Below are 23,349 nucleotides of genomic sequence, written 5' to 3'. Positions count from 1 at the left end.
AAGCCCGTCAGTGCCGCCCGGCGGCCAGCTCCTGCTCCAGCCGCACCTTCCTGGGCACGCACATCCGCCAGGCCTCCAGCACCAGCTCCCGCATCTCCGTGACGTCGATGGCGGCAGTCCGCGCCTCCACCCAGTGGAAGCGCAGGTCGGACTCCCGGGGCAGGAGGAACTTCGCCGGCTCGGCGGCCACCAGGGCCGCGCGTTCCTCCTTCGGGAACCCGAATCCCATCAGGCTCTCGTCACGCGAGAACGCCACGTAGACGATCTTGCCTACGCGGAACTTCACGCGGTCCCTGATGAGGTGCTCAGAGGAGCGCGGGAGCGTGCGCGCGAACTGCCGTACATCATCGACCGTCACCACACGGCAGACGGTACTACCGGTTGCCCTCCGCTGCCGAGATGTCCGCGAGCGCGGAGTTCGGGTCACGTTCGACGGCCAGGTCGCCGAGGCTGACGACGCCGACCGCGCGGCCGTCCTCGACCACCGGCAGGCGGCGTACGGCGTGCGTGCGCATGAGCTGGACGGCCTGGTCGATGCTGGTGTCGGGGCCGACGGCCTCGACGGACGGGCTGCACGCGTCGCGGACCGGGGTGTCGGGGCCGCGGTCGTCGGCGACCACGCGCACCGTGATGTCGCGGTCGGTGACGATGCCCTTCATGCGGCCGTTGTCGTTGACGATGACCGCTCCGGTGTCGTTGTCGCGCATGAGCGACGCCGCGACGGACACCGGCTGGTCCGCCTCGACCGTCGCCGGGTGAGAGGTCATCACATCTGCCACGGTCTTCGCCATGGGATCCTCCTGTAGATCGGTCCGGCCGACCCTCTACCCGGGCGAATGCGCATTTCACGGGACATCGCCGGTTCGGCTACAGGGCCTTGGCCGCCAGGCGGATCTCGTCCAGGAGCACCACCAGGTCCTGCTCGGTGGTGTCCGGGTGCAGGATGCAGGTCCGCAGCGCGTCGCGCCCGCCCAGCCGGGTGCCGGTGAGGAACGCGTTGCCGCGCGCCTGGACGGCGACCGGGATGGCCCGGTTGAGCTCGTCCAGCCCGTCGGCCCGCGGCGTGTGGCGGAACGCGGTGATCGAGGTGGTGACCGGGGCGAGCAGCTCGAAGTCCGGGGCCGCCTCGACCATCGCGCCGAGCGTGCGGGCCAGCCCGGTCGTGTGCTCCACCAGGCGCTTGACGCCCGACCTGCCCAGGTACGACAGCGTCGCCCACGTCTTCAGCGCCCGGAACGGCCGGGTCTGCTCGGGCCCGTACTCGGCGAACCAGCCCAGGTCGCCGGCGTTCTCGTCCACCAGGTACGACGGCACCAGGCTGAACGCGGCCCGCGCGGCGCCCGGGTCGCGCAGCAGCGCGCAGCCGCAGCCCACCGGCACGCCCAGCCACTTGTGCGGGTCGAGGGCCAGCGAGTCGGCCCGCTCCAGCCCCGCGTACTGCGCCGCCGCGCCGTCGTCCAGGACGCCGAGCGCGCCGTACGCGCCGTCCACGTGGAACCAGAGCCCGTACGCGGCGGCCACGTCCGCGATCTCGTCCAGCGGGTCCACGGCGCCGGAGTTCACCGTGCCCGCGCTGCCCGCCACGCAGAACGGGCGCAGCCCCGCGTCCAGGTCCTCGGCGATCATGGCGCGCAGCGCGCGCACGTCCATCCGGTACGTCGCGTCCACGGGCACGAGGCGCACGTTGCGCGCGCCGAGGCCGAGGAGCTGGGCCGCCTTGTGCAGGCAGCTGTGGCCCTCCTCGGTGACGTACATGACCATGGAGGGCCGGCCCGACAGCCCTTCCTCGCGGGCGTCCCAGCCGTCCGCGAGTGCCGCCTGCTGGCGGGCGGTGGCCAGGCAGATCACGGTGGCCATGGAGGCGCCGCTGGTCAGGAGGCCGCCGCCGGGCGGGTGCGGGAAGCCGACGAGCCCGGCCAGCCAGCGCACCACCGCGCGCTCCAGGTGCGGCCCCGCGTGGTCGCCGCCCGCGCAGCTCGGGTTCAGCGCCGCGGCCAGCGGTTCGATGAGGACGCCGGCCGGGTTCGGCGGCGAGTTCACCCAGCCGAAGAAGCGCGGGTGCCCGTTGCCCATCGGGTACGGCAGCACGTGCTCGCGCGCGTCCTCCAGCAGCTCGTCCAGCGCGCGGCCCGTCTCCGGCAGCTCCTGGCGGGTGAGCCAGGCCAGCTCGCCGTCCGGCACCGGCCGCCACACCGGCCGCTCCGCGACGCCCTCCAGGTGGTCGGCCATGATCTCGGCCGCCTTGGCGCCGGCCTGACGCAGGTCATGCATCGGGGGATTCCCTCCGTGGTTCGTGGTGCCCGACTCCACTCACCTCCATGGCGAGGTAGAAGACGCAGTCGGTGGTGCCGTCGTTGGCGTAGGCGTGGCGGCAGTCGCCGGGGTAGTAGGCCGAGTCGCCGGCCGCCAGCTCGTACGGCCTGCCGTTGATCGTCAGCCGCAGGCTGCCGTGCTCGACGGCGAGGTACTCGCGCGAGCCGGGGGCGTGCGGCGCGAACTCGCCCGCGTCCACGCCGGGGCCGATGGTCGTGCGCATGAACTCGAACTCCACCTCGCCCAGGACCGGCGACAGCACCCGCCGTTCCCATCCGGACGGGTCGCGCAGCACCCGCTGCTCGGTGTGGCGCAGCACCCGCATCGCGCTGTGCGCGGGCTCGTCGAGCAGCCGCGCGATCGACGTGCCCAGCGCCGTGGCCAGCCGGTCGAGCACCAGCACGCTCGGCGTCTTCGTGCCCCGCTCGACCTCGGAGACCATGCTCCTGCTGATGCCGCTCAGCTCGGCCAGCCGCTCGATGGACAGCCCGCGCGCCTGCCGCTCCCCGCGGATGCGCTGCCCCAGCTCGGCCATGGACAGGCCGCTGGACAGGACCCCTTCGCCTTCCATTCCTCCACTATAGCGATGCTTTATCCGCTTTAGTGGATTCCTGGGGCCTTGTGGATTCCTGGTACGCCGCCAGCACCTGCTTGCGCCGCTTGGCCGGCAGGCGGTCGATGTAGAGGTAACCGTCGAGATGGTCGGTCTCGTGCTGCAGGCAGCGGGCCAGCAGCCCGGTGCCCTCGACCGTCACGGGCTCGCCGGCCGCGTCGAAGCCGCGCACGGTGGCGCGGTCGGGGCGGGGGAGCGGCGCGTACTGGCCGGGCACCGACAGGCAGCCCTCGTCGCCGGCGTCCAGGTGCCGCTCGCCGAGGCCGGGAACCTCCAGCTCCGGGTTCACGACGACGCCCTTGTGGCGCACGCCCTCGTCGTCCGGGCAGTCGTAGACGAACACGCGCAGCGGGACGCCGATCTGGTTGGCGGCCAGGCCGACGCCCTCGGCCGCGTACATGCTGGCGAACATGTCGTCCACCAGGGCCGCCAGCTCGCCGTCGAACCGGGTGACCGGCTCGCACGGGTGATGCAGCACCGGGTCCCCCACGGTCACGATCGGCCGGACCTCTCCCACCATCAACGTCCCTTCCTCGGATGACTCGCCGACAAGTGTATGCATTCCGTCACGTCTCGAAATATAAGACATTTTCTCTTGAATGGTGAGACGCACGCTAGGGTGGGCAGCATCGCCGAACCGAAGGGGTTTTCCGATGGCCGCCGTCTACACGCATGGTCACCACGAGTCCGTGCTGCGCTCCCACCGCTGGCGCACCGCCGAGAACTCGGCCGCGTACCTGCTGCCCCACCTCAAGCCGCACATGAAGATCCTGGACGTCGGCAGCGGCCCCGGCACGATCACCGCCGACCTGGCCGCCCGGGTGCCCGACGGCCACGTGACCGCCTCCGAGGTCACCGCGGACGCGCTGGAGCTGGCCAGGGCCGAGGTGGCGGGCAGGGGGCTGGCCAACGTCGGCTTCGCCGTGGCGGACGTGCACGCGCTCGACTGCCCGGACGACACGTTCTGCGTGGTGCACGCCCACCAGGTGCTGCAGCACGTGGAGGACCCGGTGCGGGCGCTGCGGGAGATGCGGCGGGTCACTAAGCCGCGCGGGTTCGTGGCGGCGCGCGACAGCGACTACACCGCGTTCACCTGGTGGCCGCGGGTGCCGGCGCTGGACGAGTGGATGGCGCTCTACCAGCGGCTCGCCCGGAGCAACGGGGGCGAGCCGGACGCCGGGCGGCGGCTGCTGTCCTGGGCCCGGGCCGCCGGCTTCGAGGACGTCACCGCCACCTCCTCCACCTGGTGCTTCGCCAGTCAGGACGACCGGGCCTGGTGGGGCGGGATGTGGGCCGAGCGCATCCTGCGCTCCGCCCTGGCCGAGCAGGCGCTGGCCACCGGCGCCGCCACGGAGGCGGACCTGCGGCGCATGTCGGACGGGTGGCGGGAGTGGGCGGCGGCCGAAGACGGCTGGCTGTCCGTCCTGCACGGCGAGATCCTCTGCCGCGTCACGGACACCGCCTGACCATCCCGCCTGGGGGGTGCGGCGTGAGGTGCTTCGGGGTGCGGGTCAGAGGCCGAGGGTGCGGACGCGCTGCCACTGCGGGTCGCGGTAGAGGACCATGTCCGTGCCCACCATCTCGTCGGGCGCCGACAACATGGCGATCTCACCGGCCGCCTGCAACTGCAGCAGCAGGTCGCGCACCCGCGGCCCGACCGGCAGCCGCCCCGCGGGCAGCCCCAGGCCGCTGCGCACCGTGTCGGCGATCTCCGACAGGTGGAACGGGCCGTCGAACCCCGCCACGACCCCGCGTACGACCGTCATCGTGATCAGGTGCTCGGCCTCGGCGTGCGCCAGCTGCCAGGTGACCTGCTCCCTGCGCCGCCCGCTGCCCACGCAGGAGTTGCAGGGGCGCCGCAGGCCGGGCGCCACCTGCTCCTCGGTAGAGCCGAGGCAGGCCGAGCACAGCCCGTTCTCGGCGGCGTGCAGCTCGGCCGCCATCCGGCCGCCGAGGATCACGCCGCAGCCGCAGGCGTACGCGTCACCCAGGATGCCGGTCTGAGGGGAGATCGCATGCTCGCTCATCGAGCCGACTCTACCGGCTCAACCCCGCAGGTCGGCCAGCCCGCGCAAGCGCCGCAACGCCTTGCGGGCGGCCGCCGCCACCCGCTCGTCCGGATGGTGCTCGATGAACACCCGCAGCACCTGCCCCGTCCACGGATGATCCCCGAACGCCAGGATCGCGATCGTCCCCGCCTGCTCCTCCGCCTTCATCCCCATCGCGATCGACTCGATCACCTCGCCCGTCTCCCCGCCGAACTCCAGCAGCGCCGCCGCCATGTCCACCAGCACCCAGGCGATCTCCTCCGGCGACGGCTGCCGCTCCTCCCGCCCGAGCCTGGCCGCGATCACCGCCCCGAGCTTGGGCTCCTCCAGCAGCCGGTCCAGGGCCCGCCGTCCCTCCTCGCCGAACGCCGCCGACAGCAGCTCCACGCCGACCGCCCGGCTCAGCGGGCTCACGGCGGCCAGCACGGACGCGATCTCGTCCACCGCCGCCCGCTCGTCGCGGTCCTTGAGCCACCCGGCCAGCTCCTCGCCGCGCTCGCTCTCCGGGTACGAGCGCAGCCCGTGCAGCAGCGTCGCCGCGTCGGCGCCGGCCAGCGACCCCATGACCGGGATGTCCTGCCCGGTGGTCTCGGCGATGATCTGCCGCGCCACCCACAACCCCAGCCAGCTCAGCGTGTACGGCTCCGCCCCCCGCACCAGCCCGAGCCCCGTCAGCGTCTCGGACGTCTCGCCCCTGAGCGGCTCCCTGGACAGGAACAGCCGGACCAGCTCCAGCAGCAGCCCCTCGTCCTCGGCCAGCCGCTCCCTGCAGTGCTCCGCCCACAGGGCCAGTACCTCCGCGTCGTCGCCTTCCGGCTTCAGCTCCTCAGCCAGGGGGGCGGCGCGCACGGCGGCCGCCAGCGTGGCCTTGCCGGGCAGCCGGATCGGGGGCTGGAGGGGCAGCGTGTCGTCGTTGTAGGAGCTCACCCGCCCATCCTGTCGCGAGATTTCCGCTACAGTGCCCGCTGACGCCGAAAAGTCGGAAGAAAGGAGGCGCAGCGAGATGTACGGCCTGTCCCCGGGCGCTCGGCGCGCCCGCTTCTGCTTCTCGGAGGACCCATGCGTTTCCGTCCCGCCGTCGAGGACGATCTAGACCGCCTGCTCGGCTGCGTCGTCGACGACCACATCAGCTGGTCCCACCCCGACCGGCTGCTGTCGTTCCTGGAGAGCGGCGACTACCGCTTCGACCGCGTCTGGCTCGCCGAGGCCGAGCCGGGCGGTGAGATCATGGCCCGCGCCGTGTGGTGGGGCTTCCCCGGCGGCGACCGGCCGCTCGCGCTCGACTGCCTGTACGCCGCCCCCTCGGTCCCCGACCGCGTGGGCCTGGCCGCCGAGCTGCTGCGCCGGGCCCATGCCGCGTACGGGGAGCAGCCCGCGTACCACGTCTTCGTCGGCAGCGGCCGGCGCGACGACCCGAGGGCGAGGGCGGCGCTCGCCTGGCGCTGGGAGGCCGCCGGCCGCGCGGGGCTGACCGACGAGCTCGAACGCCTCCGTTACGCGTGGACGGCGGCGGACGCGCCCGTGCCCGAGCCGTCCGGCCGGCTGGTCTTCCGCGCCGAGGACGACGACGAGGCGTTCGTGGCCGCGTTCGCACGGGTGGCGGCGGGAACGCTCGACCACCACACCCGCCAGGCCGTGGCCGCCATGGGACCGGAGGCGCAGGCACGCGAGGACGTCGGCGACTACCGGGCGATGCCGGGGGAGCGGGCCTGGTGGCGGCTCGCCTACGACCAGGCCGGAGAGCTGGTGGGCGTCGCCCTGCCGTCGGCGAACCACGCCGGGCCCGTCGTCGGCTACCTCGGGGTGGTGCCGGAGAAACGCGGCCACGGGTACGCCGGCGACCTGCTCGCCGAGATCACCCGCAGCCACGCGGGGCGCGGGGTCCAGCGGATCGTGGCCGACACGGACGCGGGGAACGGGCCGATGGTGCGGGCCTTCGAACGGGCCGGGTACCGAAATTTCGCGACAAGGCTGGTCTTGTCGGCAAATCCCGTGAACACGTGATGCGCGGCGGCCCCCGTTACCGCCACAGTTGATCACATGACTTGGGACATCGAGAAGCTCGACCTGGACGCCTACCTGGGACGGATCGGGTACGACGGGCCGCGCGCCCCGACGGCGGGCACCCTGCGCGCCGTCCACCTGGCGCACGTCCGCGCCATCCCCTTCGAGAACCTCGACGTGCTGCTCGGCCGCGGCATCTCGCTCGACCTGGGCAGCCTGCAGGACAAGATGGTGACGGGCGGGCGCGGCGGCTACTGCCACGAGCACAACCTGCTGTTCGCCGCCGTCCTGGAACGCCTCGGCTTCACCGTCACCCGGCACCTGGCCAGGATCCGCCTGGGCCGCTACCACCTGCCCCGCTCCCACGCCATGCTCACCGTCGTGGCGGAGGGGCGCACGTGGCTGGCGGACGTCGGGTTCGGCGGTGAGGGGCTGGTGGAGCCGATGCCGTTCGAGGAGGGGGCGTCGCTGGAGTCGGGGCCGTGGCGGTGGCGGCTGGGGCGGGACGAGGACTTCTGGGTGCTGCACGCGGGGGGGACGGAGCTGTACGCGTTCCGGCCGGACGAGCCGCACTTCCCGAGCGACTTCGAGGTGGCGAACTACTATGTGTCCACCCACCCGAAGTCGCCGTTCACCCGCCACGTGCTCGCCCAGCGGACGACCGCAGGCACGCGGGTGCGGCTGGAGGGGATGAGCTTCGCGACGGGGGAGGAGCTGGCGGGGTGGCTGCGGGGCGAGCTCGGCCTCGAGATCGCCGAGGCCGACGCGCGGGCCCTGCTGCCGATGCTCGCTGACTGACCCCCGCGTCAGGGGGCGGGCGGCTCGTGGGCGAGCGCCTGGCGGGTCAGCTCGACCCGGCTGTTCACGCCCAGCTTGGCGAAGGCGTGGCGGAGATGGGTGTCGATGGTGTGCGGTGACAGGAACAGGGCGGCGGCGGCCTCCCTGTTCGTCATGCCCTGAGCGACCAGCCGCACCACCCGCAACTCGGCCCCCGTCAACGCCGCCCACCCCGACCCCTCGCCCGCGGACGGGGCGCTCACGGGTGGGGCGGCGCCGCAGGACCGGTACACCTCAACGGCCTCCTCCCGCCGCCCCGCCTCCTCCAGGGCCGCCGCCAGGCCGAGCGGTCGCGGGCCCGCCCGGTACAGCTCGATCGCCTCCTCCAGCCGCCCTTCGGCCTGCGCGGCCCCCGCCGCCAGGGACACCTGGCCGGGGTTGCGCCGCGCGAGGTCCCGCACGCACTCCACCGCACCGGGCACCACCCGCCGCAACCGCGCCGCCGTCCACGGTTCCTGCACCACCAGGTACGCCAGCACCCCGGCCGAGGGTGCCTGCCCGCTCCGCCACCGCAGTTCCTCGGCCACCAGCCCCGGCCCGTCGCCGGCCAGGCCCCGTCCCCGGGCCAGGAGCTCGCGCGCCGCCCGCGCCTCGCCCCGCAGCAGCGTCACCTGTCCGAGCACACCCAGCAACGCCGGTGCCAGCGCCATCGCCGAGAGCTGCTCCGCCACCCGCAGGCCCGTCTCGGCCTCGGCGTACGCGTCGTCGAGCCGCCCCCACGCCAGCAGCAGCTCGGCCCTGAACCGGTGCAGCAACGGCAGCGCCCACGCCGTACCGAGCCTGCCGCACTCCCGCTCGACCACCGCGTAGACCTCTTGCGCCTCCTCGAACCTGTCCAGCGCCGTCAGCGCGGCCCCCAGCCACAACCGCGGATGCCGATGCGCCGTCTCCCCGCCCGCCCCGTCCGCCAGCTCCACCGAACGCCCGGCGTAACGCAACGCGTCACCCAGCTCGCCGCGGAAGATCGCCACGGTGGACCGCGCCTGCAACCCCACCACCTGAGCGAACACCTCCCCGCCGGACCCCGCTGCTCTCTCCGCGGTCGCCTCCTCGCCCGCGACCGCCTCCTCGACCGGGTTCGCCGCTCGGCCGGTGCCCGCCTCGCCGTTGGCGATGGCCTCGCGTGCCGCGTCGTCCGCCGCGTCGATCCGGCCCGTCATCATCAGCGCGTGCGCCCGGACGGCGAGCAGCCGCGCCCGCTCCCGCACCGGCACGCCGGACAGCTCCAGCGCCCGGCCGGTGCGGGCGATGACGGTCCGGTCATCCCCGGCGTGCTTGAGCGCCTCCGCCAGCCCGAACGCGATCCCGGCCCGCTCGGCCGCGTCACGAGGAGCACCGTGCGCGTCGGCGATCTCCCGCGCCTCGTCCAGCCGCCCCGCCGAAGCCAGCAACCGCACCACCCCGGCCACCAGCCCTGCAGCTCCGGGCGGCGGCTCGCCGGTCCCGGCCGCCGGTCCTCCAGCTTCGGGCGGCGGCTCGCCGGCTCCTGGCGCGCCGGTCCCGGCCGCCTGTGCTCCAGCGGTGGGGTCTGGGCCTGGGTGGTGCCGGCCCGACAGTTCGAGAGCCCGCAGCATCAGGTCCGCGGCGGCCGACGGGGCCACGGCGGTCATCTCCTCGGCGGCGGCCCTGAGCTCGCGGACGGCGGCCACGTCCCCCACCCGAGCCCCGTGGCGCAGGTGCTCGGCCAGCTCGGCCGGTGGACGTCCCTCGCGCCGGAGGACCAACGCCGCCTCCCGATGCAGCGCCGTCCTGATGGCGGCGGCCAGCCCGCCGTACACGGCCTCCCTGATGAGGTCGTGACGGAACGCCAGCCGGTCCCCCTCACCGACCAGCGCCCCCGCGCGTACGGCCTCCTCGACGTGCCCGACCAGCGTTCCCGGCGCGGCCCCGAGCAGCCCGGCGGCCTCGTGCACGGTGAACGGCCGCCGGAGCACCGCCCCCGCCTCCAGCACCCGCCGCGCCTCACCGGACAGGTCGCTCAGCCGCCGCTCGACGGCCGCGACGAACCCCGCCGGCAGTTCCGGCTCCCGCACCACCGCCACGCCGCCGTCGCTCACCGCGATGCGGCCCTCCTCGCGCAGCGCGTTCAACACCTCCTCCAGCAGGAACGGGTTCCCACCGGCGGCCCGCGCCAGCTCCAGCACCGACGCCCCGGGCGCGGCCCCCAGCAGCCGCCGGCACAGCTCGGCCGCCTCCTCCGGGCTGAGCGGCGGCAGCGGGACCCGGCGCGCGCCCTCCGCGATCAGCCGGTCCACCGCCTCCTGCTCGGGGAGCGGACGCCGCGCCAGCAGCCACACCACCGGCGACCCGGCCAGCCCCGGCACGAGCTGCCGCAACGCCAGGCACGTCAGCTCGTCCGCCCACTGCACGTCATCGAGGACGATCGCCACCGGCCGCACCCGGCTGAACCGCTCGATCGCCTCCCCGGCCCGCTCGATCGCCAGGAACGCCCCATACTCCAGCGAAGCACCCGAATCGCCCAAGGCCCGCGACAGCGTGGACAGCGGCGCCACCCGATCCAGCTCCGTGGCCCGCCCCAGCGCCACTGCCAGCCCCCCGGCCCGCGCCACCGCGGCCGCCTCCTCCAGCAACCGGCTCTTGCCGATCCCCGCCGGTCCCTCGACGACCACGCACCCGGCCCCGCCCAGCACCACCTCGGAGACGGCCGCCAGCGCGTCCTGCCGGCCCACCAACGTCACGGACGACATCATCCCCGCCGAGACAGGTTCTCCTCCCGCACCCCCACCAGGAACTCCTCCACCCGCCCCCGATCCGGCCGCTCGGGCAGCACGCCCGGCTCGGCCGCCAGTTCGGCCGACAGCGCCGCCCGCCAGGCGATCAGCGAGTCCCAGGACACCTCGCCGCGCCGCACCGCCAGCAACCGCTCCCGGTGCGCCTGCATCCCGACGAGCGGCTCGCCGTGCCGCATCAGGTGCAGGCCGCTGAGCAGCAGCCGGATCATGTGCATGGCCTGCTTCCAGTTGGGCCGTTCCGGGTCGAGCCGCCGTAGCTGCGCCTCGGCGTACCCGGCGAAGGAGCGGTGCGCCCGTTCGGACAGGAAGGCCTCCCGCAGGTCCCGCAGCCGCTGCCCGGCAGGCGTGATCACCTCCACGAGAGGGGACCACAGGCACTCCAGGACGGTGGGGTTCGCGTCCAGGGCCAGCCCGCAGAAGCGCTCCACCTCCCAGGAGAACTGCTCGGGCAGCGGCCCGTCCCGGTGCGTGGCCGGTTTGTCCAGCCGCCAGAACGCCCGGGTCGGCACCACGAACACGCCGCGCCGGTCGGTGTCGGAGTCGTCGGTGTCCAGCCCGTACGCCCTCGACCCCACCACCACGGAAAAGATCACGTCATCGCTCACCTGGATATCTTGCGTCATGGGGCCGCAGGCTGTTCTGATCGACGGGTGAGCGGTTTCGACGAGGTCTACCGGCGCAGCATCGAACAGCCCGAGCGGTTCTGGGGCGAGGCGGCCCGCGGGATCGACTGGGACGTACCCCCCGCGACCGTGTACGGCGAGGGCCGCTGGTTCCCCGACGGCCGGCTCAACACCTGCCACAACGCCGTGGACCGGCACGTCGAGCAGGGCCGCGGCGAGCAGCCCGCGCTGATCCACGACAGCCCGGTCACCGGCACCACCCGCGTGTACACCTACGCCGAGCTGCTGGACGAGGTGGCCAGGACGGCGGGCATGCTGCGCGGCCTCGGCGTGACGGCGGGCGACACCGTGGTGATCTACATGCCGATGGTGCCCGAGGCGGTCGTCGCGATGCTGGCCTGCGCGCGGCTCGGGGCGGTGCACTCGGTGGTGTTCGGCGGGTTCGCGGCCAGGGAGCTGGCGGTGCGGATCGACCATGCCAGGCCCAAGGTGGTGCTGTCGGCGTCCTGCGGGATCGAGCCGGCGCGCGTGGTGGCGTACAAGCCGCTGCTGGACGACGCGCTGGAGCAGGCGGAGCACCGGCCCGACCGGTGCGTGATCCTGCAGCGGCCGCAGTGCGCGGCGGAGCTGCGCGAGGGCCGCGACCTCGACTGGGCGCCGGCCGTGCGGGACGCCGAGCGGGCGCCGTGCGTGAGCGTGGCCGCGACCGACCCGCTCTACATCCTCTACACCTCCGGCACGACCGGCGTGCCCAAGGGCGTCGTGCGCGACAACGGCGGCCACGCGGTGGCGCTGCACTGGAGCATGTCCCACGTGTACGGCGCCGCCCCCGGCGAGGTCTACTGGGCCGCCTCCGACGTCGGCTGGGTGGTCGGCCACTCCTACATCGTGTACGCGCCGCTGCTGGCGGGCTGCACCACGGTCCTGTACGAGGGCAAGCCCGTCGGCACCCCGGACCCGGGCGCGTTCTGGCGGGTGGTGGCCACGCACGGGGTGCGGACGCTGTTCGCCGCGCCGACCGCGATCCGCGCCATCAAGAAAGAGGACCCCTCCGGCAATTTCGCGAAAAAGTGGGACCTGTCGGGGCTGCGGTACCTCTTCCTGGCCGGCGAACGGCTCGACCCCGACACCTACCACTGGGCCTCCGGCCTGCTCGGCATCCCCGTCATCGACCACTGGTGGCAGACCGAGACCGGCTGGCCGATCGCCGCCAACTGCGTCGGCATCGAGCCGCTGCCCCTCAAGCCGGGCTCCCCGACCAAACCCGTGCCGGGCTGGGACGTGCACGTGCTCGACCGTGACGGCAACGACTGCCCGCCCGGCACCGAGGGCGCGGTCACCGTGAAGCTGCCGCTGCCGCCCGGCGCGCTGCCCACCCTCTATCGCGACGAGGCCCGCTTCACCCGCTCCTACCTGGAGCGCTACCCCGGCCACTACCTGACGGGCGACGGCGGCCACCTCGACGAAGACGGCTACCTCTACGTCATGGGCCGCATCGACGACGTGATCAACGTGGCCGGCCACCGCCTGTCCACCGGCGCCATGGAGGAGGTCATCGCCTCCCATCCCGACGTGGCCGAGTGCGCGGTGATCGGCGTGGCCGACGAGCTGAAGGGCCAGCTCCCGATGGGGTTCGTGGTGCTGAAGGCGGGCGCGGAGCGCGACCCTCAGGAGATCGAGCGGGAGCTGGCCGCGCTGGTGCGCGAGCGCATCGGGCCCGTCGCCGCCTTCCGCCGCGCCGTCGTGGTGAACAGGCTGCCGAAGACCCGCTCGGGCAAGATCCTGCGCGCCACGATGCGGAACATCGCCGACGGCGGCCCGTACGACATCCCGTCCACCATCGAGGACCCGGCGGCGCTGCCGGAGATCGCACAGGCCGTGAAAGGAACGTGACGCGCGGATAACGTCTCGGTCGTCCTGGCGAACAAGCCTGCGCGGATCGGGGCGTACAGCGCATGATGGGACATCCCAATCCCCGGGAGAAGGCCATGATCGACACCCCGAACTACGCCGACGCCCTGAGGATTCTCGGATGCAAGGACGGCAGGCTCGTCAAGGTGATCGGGTTCGCCGCGGAGGCCGAGCGTACCGGCTGGGCGCTGGCCGGCGGCACCCGCCTCACCTCCAGCCTGCGCGACATGCGCGACGGCGTCGTCGCCTACGGCGAGGACGTCGTGCGCCGCATGCCGGAGCTGAAGGGCGGCGTGGACCGCTTCACCCGCACCCAGCGGCTGGCGGCGGCGCACGCCGCGATCGTCGTGGCCGCCTGGTTCGAGGCGCTCGGCGAGGCCAAGCTGCCGTTCACGCTGGACCAGCTCGACCGCGGCGAGCGTATCTCCCACGGCGTGCCGACGGCCGAGCGGTACGCCAGGCTGGTGGCCGGGCTGCTGCTGGAGCGGCTGCCCACACCCGAGCCGCACGTGCCCTACGGCGAGACCCGCGCCGCCGTGGAACGTGCCTACGCGCGCATGTCCGAGGCCCTGACCGGCTACGTCGGCGGTCTGTCCGTCTGGGACGAGCTGGCCGTGGAGGACCAGCTCCTGCTGCCCCGCGTGCTGTCGGAGGCGCCCACCGCGCACGCGCTGCGCATCTACGACGAGGACTACCGCTCGCTGGCGCTCGACAGCCACGAGTTCGGGGTGCGCAGCCTGGTCACCGAGCGGCCGCCGCCGGCCACGGCGCTGTCGCGGGTGGCGTGGCTGCTGGCCGAGCTGGCCCCGCCCCGGGTCGGCGACCGCCCGATGATCCACCAGGTCAGGATGGCCGCGAACGCCCTCGACCAGCCGCTCCTGCTGGCCGGCAAGCTGCCGGAGGACGTCTACCTGCCGCTGCTCGGCGAGGGCTACCTCAGCCCGCGCTGCCGGGTGGCGGAGCTGACCCGCGAGTCCTCGCCCGCCGAGCGGAGCTGGTGGGACAGGCAGCGGCTGCTGCCCGACCCCGAGGCGTTCCTCGTGGGGCACCTCACCTCGTTACGCGCCACGCAGGCGCCGCTGCTGGTGCTGGGCGAGCCCGGCTCCGGCAAGACCAAGCTGACCGAGGTGCTGGCCGCCCGGCTGGCCAGGTCGGAGTTCCTGCCGTTCAGGGTGGAGCTGCGCGCCGTACGGGCCCGGGCGGACGTGAGCGGCCAGATCGAGCAGGCCGTCGGCGAGGTGCTGGGCGAGGAGGTGCCCTACGCCGACCTGGTGGCGGCCGGCGACGGCGCGATGCCGGTGATCCTGCTGGACGGGTTCGACGAGCTGGTGCAGGGCGGGCTCAACCGCTACGACTACCTGGAGCGCGTGCGCGAGTTCCAGGCCAGGGAGGCCGGGCTCGGGCGCCCGGTCGCGGTGATCGTGACCAGCCGCACGGTGGTGGCCGACCGTGTGCGCTTCCCCGACGGGCTGCTGGCGTTGCAGCTCCTGCCGTTCGACGACGACCAGGTACGCCAGTGGCTCGACATCTGGGACCAGGCCAACCGCGCCCTGCTGGCCAGGCGCGACCTGAAGCCGCTGCCCGCCGAGGCGGCGCTGGTCCACGGCGAGATGGCCAGGCAGCCGCTGCTCCTGCTGCTGCTCGCGCTCTACGACGCCGGCGGCAACGCGCTGCAGCACGACCACAGCCCCCTGCGCCGGTCCCGCCTGTACGAGGTGCTGCTGCGCGACTACACCGAACGCGAGACGGGCGGCGCCCGCCGGGTGGCCATCGACCAGGAGCTGGTGCTGCTCGGCGCGGTGGCGCTGTCCATGCTGGCCCGCGGCAGCCAGGTCATCACCGACGAGCAGCTCGACCGCGACCTGCCCGCCCTGTGCCACGGCGGCGAGGACGACCAGGACGACGAGGAGGAGCGCGTCGACTGGGCCCGCAAGGCCACCGAGCGCTTCTTCTTCGTGCGCAGGAAGGGCCACGCGTTCCTGCACTCGACGTTCGGCGAGTTCCTGGTGGCCTGGCTGACCCTGTACGCGCTGCGCGACCTCGACCGGCGCCGCCGCCTGGCCGGCGACGAGCCGCTGGCCGTGGTGCAGGCCGTGGACGACGACCTGCTGTACGCGGTGACGTCCCACTCGTGCCTGGCCGAGCGGGGCCCGGCCGTCGGCTTCGTCCTGGAGCTGCTGGAGGAGGTCCCGGCGGCCGTGCGGGCGCGCTGCGCCGAGCTGCTGGCCGGGCTGCTGCGCCGGGCCCTGTACGAGCGGCCGCGCCGCCACTTCACCGGCTTCCGCCCGGTGCGGCACACCGTGACCCGCCGCCTGGCCGCCTACTCGGCCAACCTCACCCTGCTCATCGTCGCGGCCTCCGAGGAGCCCGTCGCGGTCTCGTCCATCCTGCCCGGGCCCGACCACCTGGAACGCTGGTCGGCCCTCACCCACCTGTGGAAGGGGCAGCTCGGCGCCGACGGCTGGACCGGGCTGGTCACCGCCCTGTCCGCGCACCGGGTGGTCACGGACGGGGTGGAGGACGTCGTGCTCGGCGGCGCGGAGCCCAGCGGGATGGGCGACGTGGTCGTCGCGGTCGCCACCGGGCACGCGCCCCGCCACCGCAGGCTGCTCGACCTGCTGCTGCGCGCGCTGGGGGAGGGGCAGGCGCTGCCGTTCCGCGACCGCGTGGGGATCCTGGAGGAGCTGCTGCGCACGGTGGCCGTACGCTCGCCCGCGATGCACCGGGCGCTGGGCATGATGTGGCACGAGGAGGGAGCCGACCGGGCCGCGCTCAAGCTCCTCCTGCGGGCGATGCTCGCCGACCCGGCCGACCGGATGGCGACGTGGGAGCTGCTCGTCAAGTCCGGCATCCCGGAGTCGGCACTGTGGGAGATCCACCAGGACGTCCTCCACCCGGGCGGCTCCTGATCCGCCGGGGGATTCAGACTCCGGACCCGTCGGCGGGCAGCTCCACCGTGATCGTCAGCCCGCCCTCGTCGCGCGGCCTGGCCAGCACCGTGCCGCCGTGCGCCTCCGCGATCACCCGGACGATCGACAGCCCGAGCCCGCTGCCCCGATCCGACCGCAGCCGGTCGCCGTGCAGGCGCCGGAACGGCTCGAAGATCGTCTCGATCTCGTACGGCGGCACCTGCAACCCGGTGTTGGCCACGACCAGCTCCACCCGGTCGGCCCGCGCGCGCGTCGTCACCCACACCTCGCCCTTGGCATGGTTGTGCCGGATGGCGTTCTCCACCAGGTTCTGCACCAGCCGCTCCACCAGCACCGCCTCGCCCGCCGTCGGGGCGGAGTCGAGCAGCCGGTGGATCGTCACCTCCCGCTCGGCCGCCTCGCCCGCCGCCTGGTCGAGCACGTGCTCGGCCACGTCCGTCAGATCGAACGGCCGCCGGTCCAGCACCGCCTGCTCGCCCTCGGCCAGCGCGAGCAGGCCGTCGATGAGCCGCTCGTGCCGGGCGTTGACCAGCAGCAGCGACTCGCCGAGCCGCTTGACGTCCTCGGTCGCGTCGGGCCGCCGCACGGCCACGTCCACCAGCGTGCGGTTGATCGTCAGCGGGGTGCGCAGCTCGTGGGCGGCGTTCGCGACGAACCTGCGCTGGCCGTCGAACGAGCGGGCCAGCCGGGTGTGCATCGTGTCGAAGGTGTCGGCCAGCTCCTTGATCTCGTCACGCGGCCCCTCGAACCCGATCCGCTGCTTCAGGTCCTGACTCAGCAGGACCCGCTGCGCCGTGCCGTTGACCGACCTGAGCGGGCGCAGCACCCATCCGGCCGACCGCCAGCCCAGCCCGAAGGCGAGCCCGGCCCCGCCCAGCACGCCGACGGCGCCCCAGAGGCGGACGTTGCCCAGGGTGTCGGCCTGGTAGACGGCGCGGACCTGGTCGGCCCGCTTCCTGGCGACCTCGTAGGGCTGGGAGAACCGCTCGTACCAGCCGGGGCCGTACTGCGCCGGCACCTCCACCTGGATGTGCGACGGCGTGAGCAGGCCGTTGCGGTACTCGAGGCTCTGCCGCACCACGAAGTAGACCACGGCCACGACGACGACGCCGAGCACCAGGAACACCCCGGCGCAGGCCAGGGCGGAACGCATGCGCACGCTCATGGGATGCGGTACCCCGATCCGGGAACGGTCTCGATGACCTGGGGCTCGCCGAGCTTCCTGCGCAGCTTCATCATCGTCGTGCGCACCGTGTTCGTGAACGGGTCGATGTGCTCGTCCCACACCTTCTCCAGCAGCGTCTCCGCCGAGACCACCGCGCCCTGCGCGCGCAGCAGCTCGGCCAGCACGCCGAACTCCTTTCGGGCCAGCGGCACGTACCGGCCGTCGCGGAACACCTGCCGGTGCGCCCAGTCCAGGCGCACCCCGGCCCGTTCCAGCATCGGCGGGTCCGCCCTGCGCGCCCGCCGCCCCAGCGCGTGCACGCGCGCCACCAGCTCCTCGAACGCGAACGGCTTGGGCAGGTAGTCGTCGGCCCCCAGCGACAGCCCCGCCACCCTGGCCCGCACGTCGGACGCCGCCGTCAGCATGAGCACCCGCACCAGCCAGCCGTGCTCCACCACGGCCCTGCACACCTCGTCGCCGTGCGTGCCCGGCAGGTCCCGGTCGAGGATCAGCACGTCGTAGTCGTGCACCCCGAGCCGCTCCAGCGCCGACTCGCCGTCGTAGGCCACGTCCACGGCCAGCGCCTCCCCGCGCAGACCCTCGGCGATCGAGTCGGCGAGCATGCGCTCGTCCTCGGCGATCAGAACACGCACCGCGCCCCCAAGTCTTCAAGTGCCGATCAGTGTGGCCGTACCGGCATAACGCCGGCATAACCATTCCACCCGGCAGGTTAGCGGTGTTCGCGTCAGAGCCAGCCGCGTTCCTCCGCCATCCGTACGGCCTCGGCGCGGTTGCGCGCCCCCGTCTTGCCGATGGCCGACGACAGGTAGTTGCGCACCGTGCCCTCCGTCAGGAACAGCCGCCTGGCGATCGCCGCCACCGTGGGCTCGCCCGCGGCCACCCGCAGCACCTCGGACTCCCGCTGGGTGAGCGGGCTCGGGCCGGTGGTCAGCGCCGTCACGGCCAGCTTGGGATCGATGACCCGCTCGCCGGCCATCACCCTGCGCACGGCCGCGGCCAGCTCGGCGGCCGGGGCGTCCTTGACCACGAATCCCGCCACGCCCGCCTCCAGCGCCCTGCTGAGGTAGCCCGGCCGGCCGAACGTGGTCACGATGATCACCTTGCGGTCGCCCAGCCGTTCGGCGACCTCCAGGCCCGACAGGCCGGGCATCTCGATGTCGAGCAGGATCACGTCGGGGTCGTGCGCGCGCGTCGCCGCGGGCACCTCGTCGCCGCGGCCGACCTCCGCCACCACCTCGATGTCGTCCTCCAGGCCGAGCAGCGCGGCCAGCCCGCCCCTGACGAGGTCCTGGTCGTCGGCGATGAGCACCCTGATCATGACGTCTCCACCGGGACCTGCGCGTAGAGCCGGTAACCGCCCTCGGGCAGCGTGCCGACCTCCAGGCGCCCGCCCGCGGCGCCGAGCCGCTCGGCCAGCCCGGTCAGCCCGTTGCCCCTCCCCCCGGCCGTCGCCTCGCCCCTTGCCGCGCCTTCTCCGGCTTCCCCGATGTCTCCGGCCGGCGCGTCGCCGCTTCCGGCGGTGGCCCTGGCGGGGCGGCCGTCGTCGCGGACCTCCACCGCCGCCGAGGTGCCGTTCACCAGCAGGCGGATCCGGCAGCGGCGGGCGCGGCTGTGGCGCAGCACGTTCGTGGCGGCCTCCCGTACGGCCCAGGCGAGCTGCGCCTCGGCGGCGGCCGGGATGGGCCCGTCGGCGGGGGAGACCGCCACCTCGATCCCCGCCACCCCCAGGTTGCGGGTGGCGCTCTCCAGCTCCTGCGACAACGACGGCGCGCGATACCCGGTGATGGCGTGCCGCACCTCGTCCAGCGCCCGCCGCGCGGCCCCCTCCACCTCGGCCATCTCGCGGGCGGCTCGATCGGGCTCGCCCGGGGCCAGGCGGGCGGCGAGCTGGCTCCTGATCGTGATCGAGGTCAGCGTGTGCCCCAGGGTGTCGTGCAGGTCCCTGGCGAAGCGCAGCCGCTCGTTCTCCACGGCGAGCTGCGCCATCTCCACGCGTGCGGCGTCCAGCTTCGACACCAGCAGCCCCATGCTCTTCGTCGCCGCCACGACCACCGACTGCACGCCGATGGCCGGCGGCACCCACCAGAACCGCGACGGCGGCACGCCGGCCGCCACCAGCGTCAGCACCTCCACCGCCGCCGTCGCGACGGCCGCGGCGGCGAAGGCCGGGACGGGCATCGAGGCGGCGAACGCGCTGATCATGAACACGAACGACGTGTACGCCCACGGCGCCCCGAACAGCGGCAGCAGCGCCAGCCACGCCCCGGTCGCCCCCGCCAGCGCCCACGGCCGTGGCGTGCCCGCCAGCCGGCTCAGCATCCGCCACATGACCATCAGCCAGCAGAGCGCGAACACCGCCACCAGCCCCAGCGCGGCCACCGCCGCCAGCGGCCCCGGCCCGGACTCCAGGAACGACCACAACGGCCAGCCGACCAGCAGCAACCAGACGCAGGACCCCACCCGGGCCGCCGTCCGGCCCCTGCTGAAATCGAGCTCCCCGAGCTTCGGAACCGTCATGCTGCCCGACGGTAACGCCACAGGGCCAGCCCGGTGAAGAGGAGGGTCCACCCCGCCAGCACGGCCAGCGACATGCCCGTCGGCGCGAGACCGTCCAGCGCCCGCCAGCCCAGCGCTCCCGCCTGGTAGGCCGGGCTGTACTCGGCCACGGTGCGCATCCCCTCCGGCATGGACTCCACCGGCAGCCACAGGCCGCCCAGGATCGTCAGCAGGAAGAAGACGATCATCATGGCCAGGTTCGCGCCCTGCCCCTGGATCGCGTACCCGAAGGCCGTGCCGAGCGCCGCGAACGGCAGCACGCCCACCCAGATCAGCACGACCAGCAGCGGCCAGGTGCCGAGCGGCAGCCGTACGCCGGACAGCAGCGCCCCGCCGGCCAGCACCACGAGGATGCTCGGCAGCACCATGATCGCGCCGCTGACCAGCTTGGCGGTCACGTAGCCGTGCGCGGGCAGCGGCGTGATCGCGAGCTGTGCCAGCCACCCCTTGGAGCGTTCGAGCGCGATGGCGCCCCCGATGAACAGCGCGGAACCCATCGCGCCGTACGTGGCCATCGACACCATCGCGTACGCCGCGAAGTCGTCCACCCCCGCCGGCGCGACGTCGAGCAACCGCGTGAACACCAGATAGAGCCCGAGCGGGAAGACCGTCGTCATGACCAGCCCCATCGGGTTGCGATAGCCGCGCGCCAGCTCCAGCCGCAGGTACGATCCCATCAGCCCTGACCCCCCGTCAGGCTCACGAACGCGCTCTCCAGATCCGCGCTCTCCACCCGCACGTCCCTGACGTCGTCGAACATCGCGAACAGCCCGCGCAGCGTCGCGTCCGAGTCCTTCGTGCGCAGCGAGACGGAACGGCCCTCCACGCTCACCCGCAGCACCCCCGGCAGGATCTCCAGATCGGACAGGTCCGGGTCGTACAGCGTGCACCGCACCTCGCTCCCGCCGACCAGCGCCTTCACGGTGGCCACCGGGCCGTCGGCGACGACCCTGCCGCCGGCGAGCAGGACGACCCGGTCGGCGTAGTCGTCGGCCTCGGCCAGGTAGTGGGTGGCGAAGATCGCCGTGCGGCCCTGCCCGGTCCTGGCCCGCAGCTCCTGCCACAGGGCGCGGCGGCCCTCCACGTCCAGGCCGACCGTCGGCTCGTCCAGCACCAGCAGGTCCGGATCGCCCACCACGCACAGCGCGAACCGCACCCGCTGCCGCTGCCCGCCCGACAGCCGCCCGACGCGCCGCGCGGCAAGGTCCTCGACGCCCGCCGCCCGCATCGCCCGCTCCGGCGTCAGCGGCTCCGGGTACATCCCGGCGACCGCCGCCACCAGCTCGCCCACCCGCACGTCCTCCAGCAGCCCGGACTCCTGCAGCAGCACCCCGACCCGGCCCGCCCGCAACGCCTCCAGCGGCGGGCGGCCGCGCACCGCGACGGTGCCGGAGCCGGGGGCGCGCAGGCCGAGCGCGATGGACAACAACGTGCTCTTGCCCGCCCCGTTCGGGCCGAGCAACGCCACCGTCTCGCCCTCGCCGACGTCCAGATCGACGTCCGCCAGCGCGGTGACCCGGCCGTAGTCCTTCGTCACGGCCCTCATCTCCAGTGCGCTCTGCGTCATGCGACCAGCCTGCGGGAACGCCTCCCGGCCGGTGTAGTGCCGTACGTCAGCCGGGCCCGCATGACGAACGTCATGGGTACGGCGGCAGGACTACCCCGGATACCGCGCCGGCGGTATCGCCCGGCGCGGAGATCGTGCACTACCGTGCCACCATGCGGACGATTGCCCTGGTGTGCGGCATGGGCGTGGCCGTCTTCTCCTCCACCGCCATGGCGTTCGGCAACCAGCCCGACGCCAGGCCGCTCGACACGGCCGGCTACGCGCTGCTGGCCGTCACGGTGCTCGGGCTCGCCTGGCAGCAGCGGCGGCCGGAGGCGGCGCTGGCGGTGTGCGCGGGGTCGGCGGCGGCCGTCTTCACGCTCGGCTACGCGCTCGCGCTGTGGCCGATCCCCGCGCTGATCGCCCTGTTCACCACGGTCGCGGACGGGCGCCGGGCGATCGGGTGGGCGGGGGCGGCGTTCCTCGTCGCGGTGCCGGGGGCGGTGGCCGTCGTGCGCGGCGAGGCCGACGTCGTGATCGCCGTGATCGTCTGGACGCTGGTCGTGCTGGCCGCGGCCCAGGCGGCGGAGGTGTCGCGGGCGCGGCGGGCGTACACGGCCGAGGTCGAGCGGCGGGCCGCCGACGCCGAGCGGACCCGCGAGGAGGAGGCGCTGCGGCGGGCCCAGGAGGAGCGGCTGCGGGTGGCCAGGGAGCTGCACGACGTCACCTCGCACACGGTGTCGGTGATCGCCCTGCACGCGGCCGTCGCCGCCGAGGCCGTCGAACGCGCCGGCGGCCCGCCGGAGGCCGCCACGGCGCTCCGGGTCATCCGCACCTCCAGCCGGCAGGCCCTGTCGGAGATGAGGGCCGTGCTCGGCGTCCTGCGCGACGGCGGGGAGACGGCTCAGGGGCGGCCCGGCGAGGGCGGTCACGTCCCGCAGCCCGGCTCGGCGCAGCTTCCCCGCCTCCTCCGGGACGCGGGGCTGCCGGTGACCCTCGACGTCGAAGGCGAGCGCCGCCCCCTGCCTCCCGCCGCCGACCTGACCGTCTACCGTGTCGTGCAGGAGGCGCTGACCAACACCCTGCGCCACGCCGGCGCCACCACGGCGCGCGTGACGCTGACGTACGAGGCGGGAGCGGTGACCGTACGCGTGGACGACGACGGGCGGGGGGACGACGGGCGGGGGGACGACGGGCGGGAGGACGACGGGCGGGGCGGGCGGGGCGGGCGGGCGCCGCGCGGGCACGGGCTCACCGGCATGGCCGAGCGCGTCGCCGCCGTGGGCGGCCGGCTCACCACGGGGAACGCCCCGCAGGGCGGCTTCCGCGTCACCGCCCGGCTGCCCGCGTGATCACCATCCTGCTCGCCGACGACCAGCCCCTCGTCCGGGCCGGCCTGCGCGCGCTCCTGGACACCGAGGACGACCTCACCGTGATCGGCGAGGCCGCGGACGGCGCCCAGGCGGTACGGCTGGCGCGCGAGCTGCGGCCCGACGTCGTGCTCATGGACATCCGCATGCCGGAGCTCGACGGACTCCAGGCCACCCGCGCCCTGGCGGGGACCGGCGTGCGGGTCGTCGTGGTCACCACGTTCGACCTGGACGAGTACGTGTACGAGGCGCTGCGTTCCGGGGCCGGGGGCTTCCTGGTCAAGGACGCGGAGCCGGCAGAGATCCGGCACGCCGTCCGCGTGGCCGCCCGGGGCGACGCGCTGCTGTCGCCGGGGGTCACGCGGCGGCTCATCGAGGAGTTCACCGCGCGGCCCGCCGCCCTGGACGACGACCGGCTGGGGGTGTTGACGGGGCGGGAGCGGGAGGTGCTGGCCAGGGTGGCCAGGGGGCAGAGCAACGCGCGGATCGCCGAAGAGCTCTTCATGAGCCCGCTCACCGTCAAGACGCACGTCAACCGGATGATGGCCAAGCTGTCGGCGCACGACCGCGCCCAGCTCGTCGTCATCGCCTACGAAACCGGCCTCGTCCGCCCCGGCGACCCCACCTGACCCCGCACCGGCCCCGGACGCTCCTTCGCC

22 protein-coding genes are annotated in these 23,349 nt (G+C 74.0%); 7 read left to right on the top strand and 15 right to left on the bottom strand.

What is annotated here, in order from left to right:
- Window positions 1-7: 7 nt before the first annotated feature.
- From HD593_RS33915 to def, 5 genes are all read right to left on the bottom strand, one after another.
- Window positions 8-358: an MmcQ/YjbR family DNA-binding protein gene (locus tag HD593_RS33915; protein WP_246546845.1), complete on the bottom strand. Its 351-nt coding sequence runs from the start codon at window positions 356-358 to the stop codon at window positions 8-10.
- Window positions 359-374: 16 nt separating this feature from the next.
- Window positions 375-791: a CBS domain-containing protein gene (locus tag HD593_RS33910; protein WP_185106019.1), complete on the bottom strand. Its 417-nt coding sequence runs from the start codon at window positions 789-791 to the stop codon at window positions 375-377.
- Window positions 792-867: 76 nt separating this feature from the next.
- Window positions 868-2,271: a pyridoxal phosphate-dependent decarboxylase family protein gene (locus HD593_RS33905; protein ID WP_185106018.1), complete on the bottom strand. Its 1,404-nt coding sequence runs from the start codon at window positions 2,269-2,271 to the stop codon at window positions 868-870.
- Window positions 2,264-2,884: a helix-turn-helix domain-containing protein gene (locus HD593_RS33900; RefSeq protein WP_185106017.1), complete on the bottom strand. Its 621-nt coding sequence runs from the start codon at window positions 2,882-2,884 to the stop codon at window positions 2,264-2,266. Before HD593_RS33900 ends, HD593_RS33905 begins: the two co-directional genes overlap by 8 nt.
- Window positions 2,885-2,891: 7 nt before the next feature.
- Window positions 2,892-3,446 (bottom strand): peptide deformylase, encoded by a 555-nt coding sequence (def, locus tag HD593_RS33895; RefSeq protein WP_185106016.1) that lies wholly within the window; start codon window positions 3,444-3,446, stop codon window positions 2,892-2,894.
- A gap of 133 nt (window positions 3,447-3,579) precedes the next feature.
- Here def and HD593_RS33890 point away from each other — a divergent pair, with 133 nt between their 5' ends.
- The gene (locus HD593_RS33890; RefSeq protein WP_185106015.1) at window positions 3,580-4,392 is read left to right on the top strand and encodes a class I SAM-dependent methyltransferase; all 813 of its coding nucleotides are present in this window, start codon (window positions 3,580-3,582) and stop codon (window positions 4,390-4,392) included.
- 45 nt (window positions 4,393-4,437) lie between these two features.
- Here HD593_RS33890 and HD593_RS33885 read toward each other — a convergent pair whose 3' ends face one another.
- Together HD593_RS33885 and HD593_RS33880 are read right to left on the bottom strand one after the other, a co-directional pair.
- Window positions 4,438-4,953 carry a hypothetical protein gene (locus tag HD593_RS33885; RefSeq protein WP_185106014.1) on the bottom strand — a complete coding sequence of 172 codons (516 nt, stop codon included), beginning with the start codon at window positions 4,951-4,953 and terminating at the stop codon, window positions 4,438-4,440.
- 18 nt (window positions 4,954-4,971) lie between these two features.
- Window positions 4,972-5,901, bottom strand: a complete 930-nt coding sequence (locus tag HD593_RS33880) for a hypothetical protein (RefSeq protein WP_185106013.1) — start codon at window positions 5,899-5,901, stop codon at window positions 4,972-4,974.
- Between the two features lie 132 nt (window positions 5,902-6,033).
- Here HD593_RS33880 and HD593_RS33875 point away from each other — a divergent pair, with 132 nt between their 5' ends.
- Together HD593_RS33875 and HD593_RS33870 are read left to right on the top strand one after the other, a co-directional pair.
- Entirely contained in the window at window positions 6,034-6,978 is a 945-nt protein-coding gene (locus HD593_RS33875) for a GNAT family N-acetyltransferase (RefSeq protein ID WP_185106012.1), read from the top strand.
- A 36-nt stretch (window positions 6,979-7,014) separates the two neighbouring features.
- On the top strand, window positions 7,015-7,776 hold the full coding sequence (locus tag HD593_RS33870; protein WP_185106011.1) for an arylamine N-acetyltransferase family protein: 762 nt from the start codon (window positions 7,015-7,017) through the stop codon (window positions 7,774-7,776).
- A gap of 8 nt (window positions 7,777-7,784) precedes the next feature.
- Here HD593_RS33870 and HD593_RS63700 read toward each other — a convergent pair whose 3' ends face one another.
- Both HD593_RS63700 and HD593_RS33860 read right to left on the bottom strand, forming a co-directional pair.
- A complete protein-coding gene (locus HD593_RS63700; RefSeq protein ID WP_185106010.1) occupies window positions 7,785-10,514 on the bottom strand; it encodes a helix-turn-helix transcriptional regulator in 2,730 nt (909 codons plus the stop codon).
- Window positions 10,515-10,522: 8 nt separating this feature from the next.
- A complete protein-coding gene (locus tag HD593_RS33860; RefSeq protein ID WP_312903900.1) occupies window positions 10,523-11,173 on the bottom strand; it encodes a nucleotidyltransferase domain-containing protein in 651 nt (216 codons plus the stop codon).
- Window positions 11,174-11,218: 45 nt separating this feature from the next.
- Between HD593_RS33860 and HD593_RS33855 the strand changes: the two genes are divergently transcribed.
- Both HD593_RS33855 and HD593_RS33850 read left to right on the top strand, forming a co-directional pair.
- Complete coding sequence (locus HD593_RS33855; protein WP_185106008.1) at window positions 11,219-13,084, top strand: propionyl-CoA synthetase; 1,866 nt, start codon at window positions 11,219-11,221, stop codon at window positions 13,082-13,084.
- 95 nt (window positions 13,085-13,179) lie between these two features.
- Window positions 13,180-16,011, top strand: a complete 2,832-nt coding sequence (locus HD593_RS33850; protein WP_185106007.1) for an NACHT domain-containing protein — start codon at window positions 13,180-13,182, stop codon at window positions 16,009-16,011.
- A 13-nt stretch (window positions 16,012-16,024) separates the two neighbouring features.
- Here HD593_RS33850 and HD593_RS33845 read toward each other — a convergent pair whose 3' ends face one another.
- The 6 genes from HD593_RS33845 to HD593_RS33820 all read right to left on the bottom strand — a co-directional run bounded on the left by HD593_RS33845 (window position 16,025) and on the right by HD593_RS33820 (window position 21,341).
- Window positions 16,025-17,185, bottom strand: coding sequence for a sensor histidine kinase (locus HD593_RS33845; RefSeq protein WP_246546843.1), 1,161 nt, complete (start codon window positions 17,183-17,185; stop codon window positions 16,025-16,027).
- Between the two features lie 8 nt (window positions 17,186-17,193).
- Window positions 17,194-17,850, bottom strand: coding sequence for a response regulator transcription factor (locus HD593_RS33840; protein ID WP_185106005.1), 657 nt, complete (start codon window positions 17,848-17,850; stop codon window positions 17,194-17,196).
- Window positions 17,851-17,942: 92 nt separating this feature from the next.
- On the bottom strand, window positions 17,943-18,536 hold the full coding sequence (locus tag HD593_RS33835) for a response regulator transcription factor (protein WP_185106004.1): 594 nt from the start codon (window positions 18,534-18,536) through the stop codon (window positions 17,943-17,945).
- Window positions 18,533-19,735: a sensor histidine kinase gene (locus HD593_RS33830; RefSeq protein WP_185106003.1), complete on the bottom strand. Its 1,203-nt coding sequence runs from the start codon at window positions 19,733-19,735 to the stop codon at window positions 18,533-18,535. The genes HD593_RS33835 and HD593_RS33830 overlap by 4 nt, the downstream gene beginning before the upstream one ends.
- Window positions 19,732-20,451 (bottom strand): ABC transporter permease, encoded by a 720-nt coding sequence (locus tag HD593_RS33825; protein WP_185106002.1) that lies wholly within the window; start codon window positions 20,449-20,451, stop codon window positions 19,732-19,734. The genes HD593_RS33830 and HD593_RS33825 overlap by 4 nt, the downstream gene beginning before the upstream one ends.
- Window positions 20,451-21,341, bottom strand: a complete 891-nt coding sequence (locus tag HD593_RS33820; RefSeq protein WP_185106001.1) for an ABC transporter ATP-binding protein — start codon at window positions 21,339-21,341, stop codon at window positions 20,451-20,453. The genes HD593_RS33825 and HD593_RS33820 overlap by 1 nt, the downstream gene beginning before the upstream one ends.
- A 152-nt stretch (window positions 21,342-21,493) precedes the next feature.
- On the opposite strand from HD593_RS33820, the gene HD593_RS33815 reads away from it, so the two are divergent.
- Together HD593_RS33815 and HD593_RS33810 are read left to right on the top strand one after the other, a co-directional pair.
- Window positions 21,494-22,672, top strand: coding sequence for a sensor histidine kinase (locus HD593_RS33815; RefSeq protein WP_185106000.1), 1,179 nt, complete (start codon window positions 21,494-21,496; stop codon window positions 22,670-22,672).
- Window positions 22,669-23,319 carry a response regulator gene (locus tag HD593_RS33810; protein WP_185105999.1) on the top strand — a complete coding sequence of 217 codons (651 nt, stop codon included), beginning with the start codon at window positions 22,669-22,671 and terminating at the stop codon, window positions 23,317-23,319. Before HD593_RS33815 ends, HD593_RS33810 begins: the two co-directional genes overlap by 4 nt.
- Window positions 23,320-23,349: the final 30 nt, after the last annotated feature.

It is taken from the genome of Nonomuraea rubra (assembly GCF_014207985.1).
In the GTDB taxonomy this organism is placed as follows: Bacteria; Actinomycetota; Actinomycetes; order Streptosporangiales; family Streptosporangiaceae; genus Nonomuraea; species Nonomuraea rubra.
This window is presented reverse-complemented; position numbering and strand designations above follow the sequence as displayed.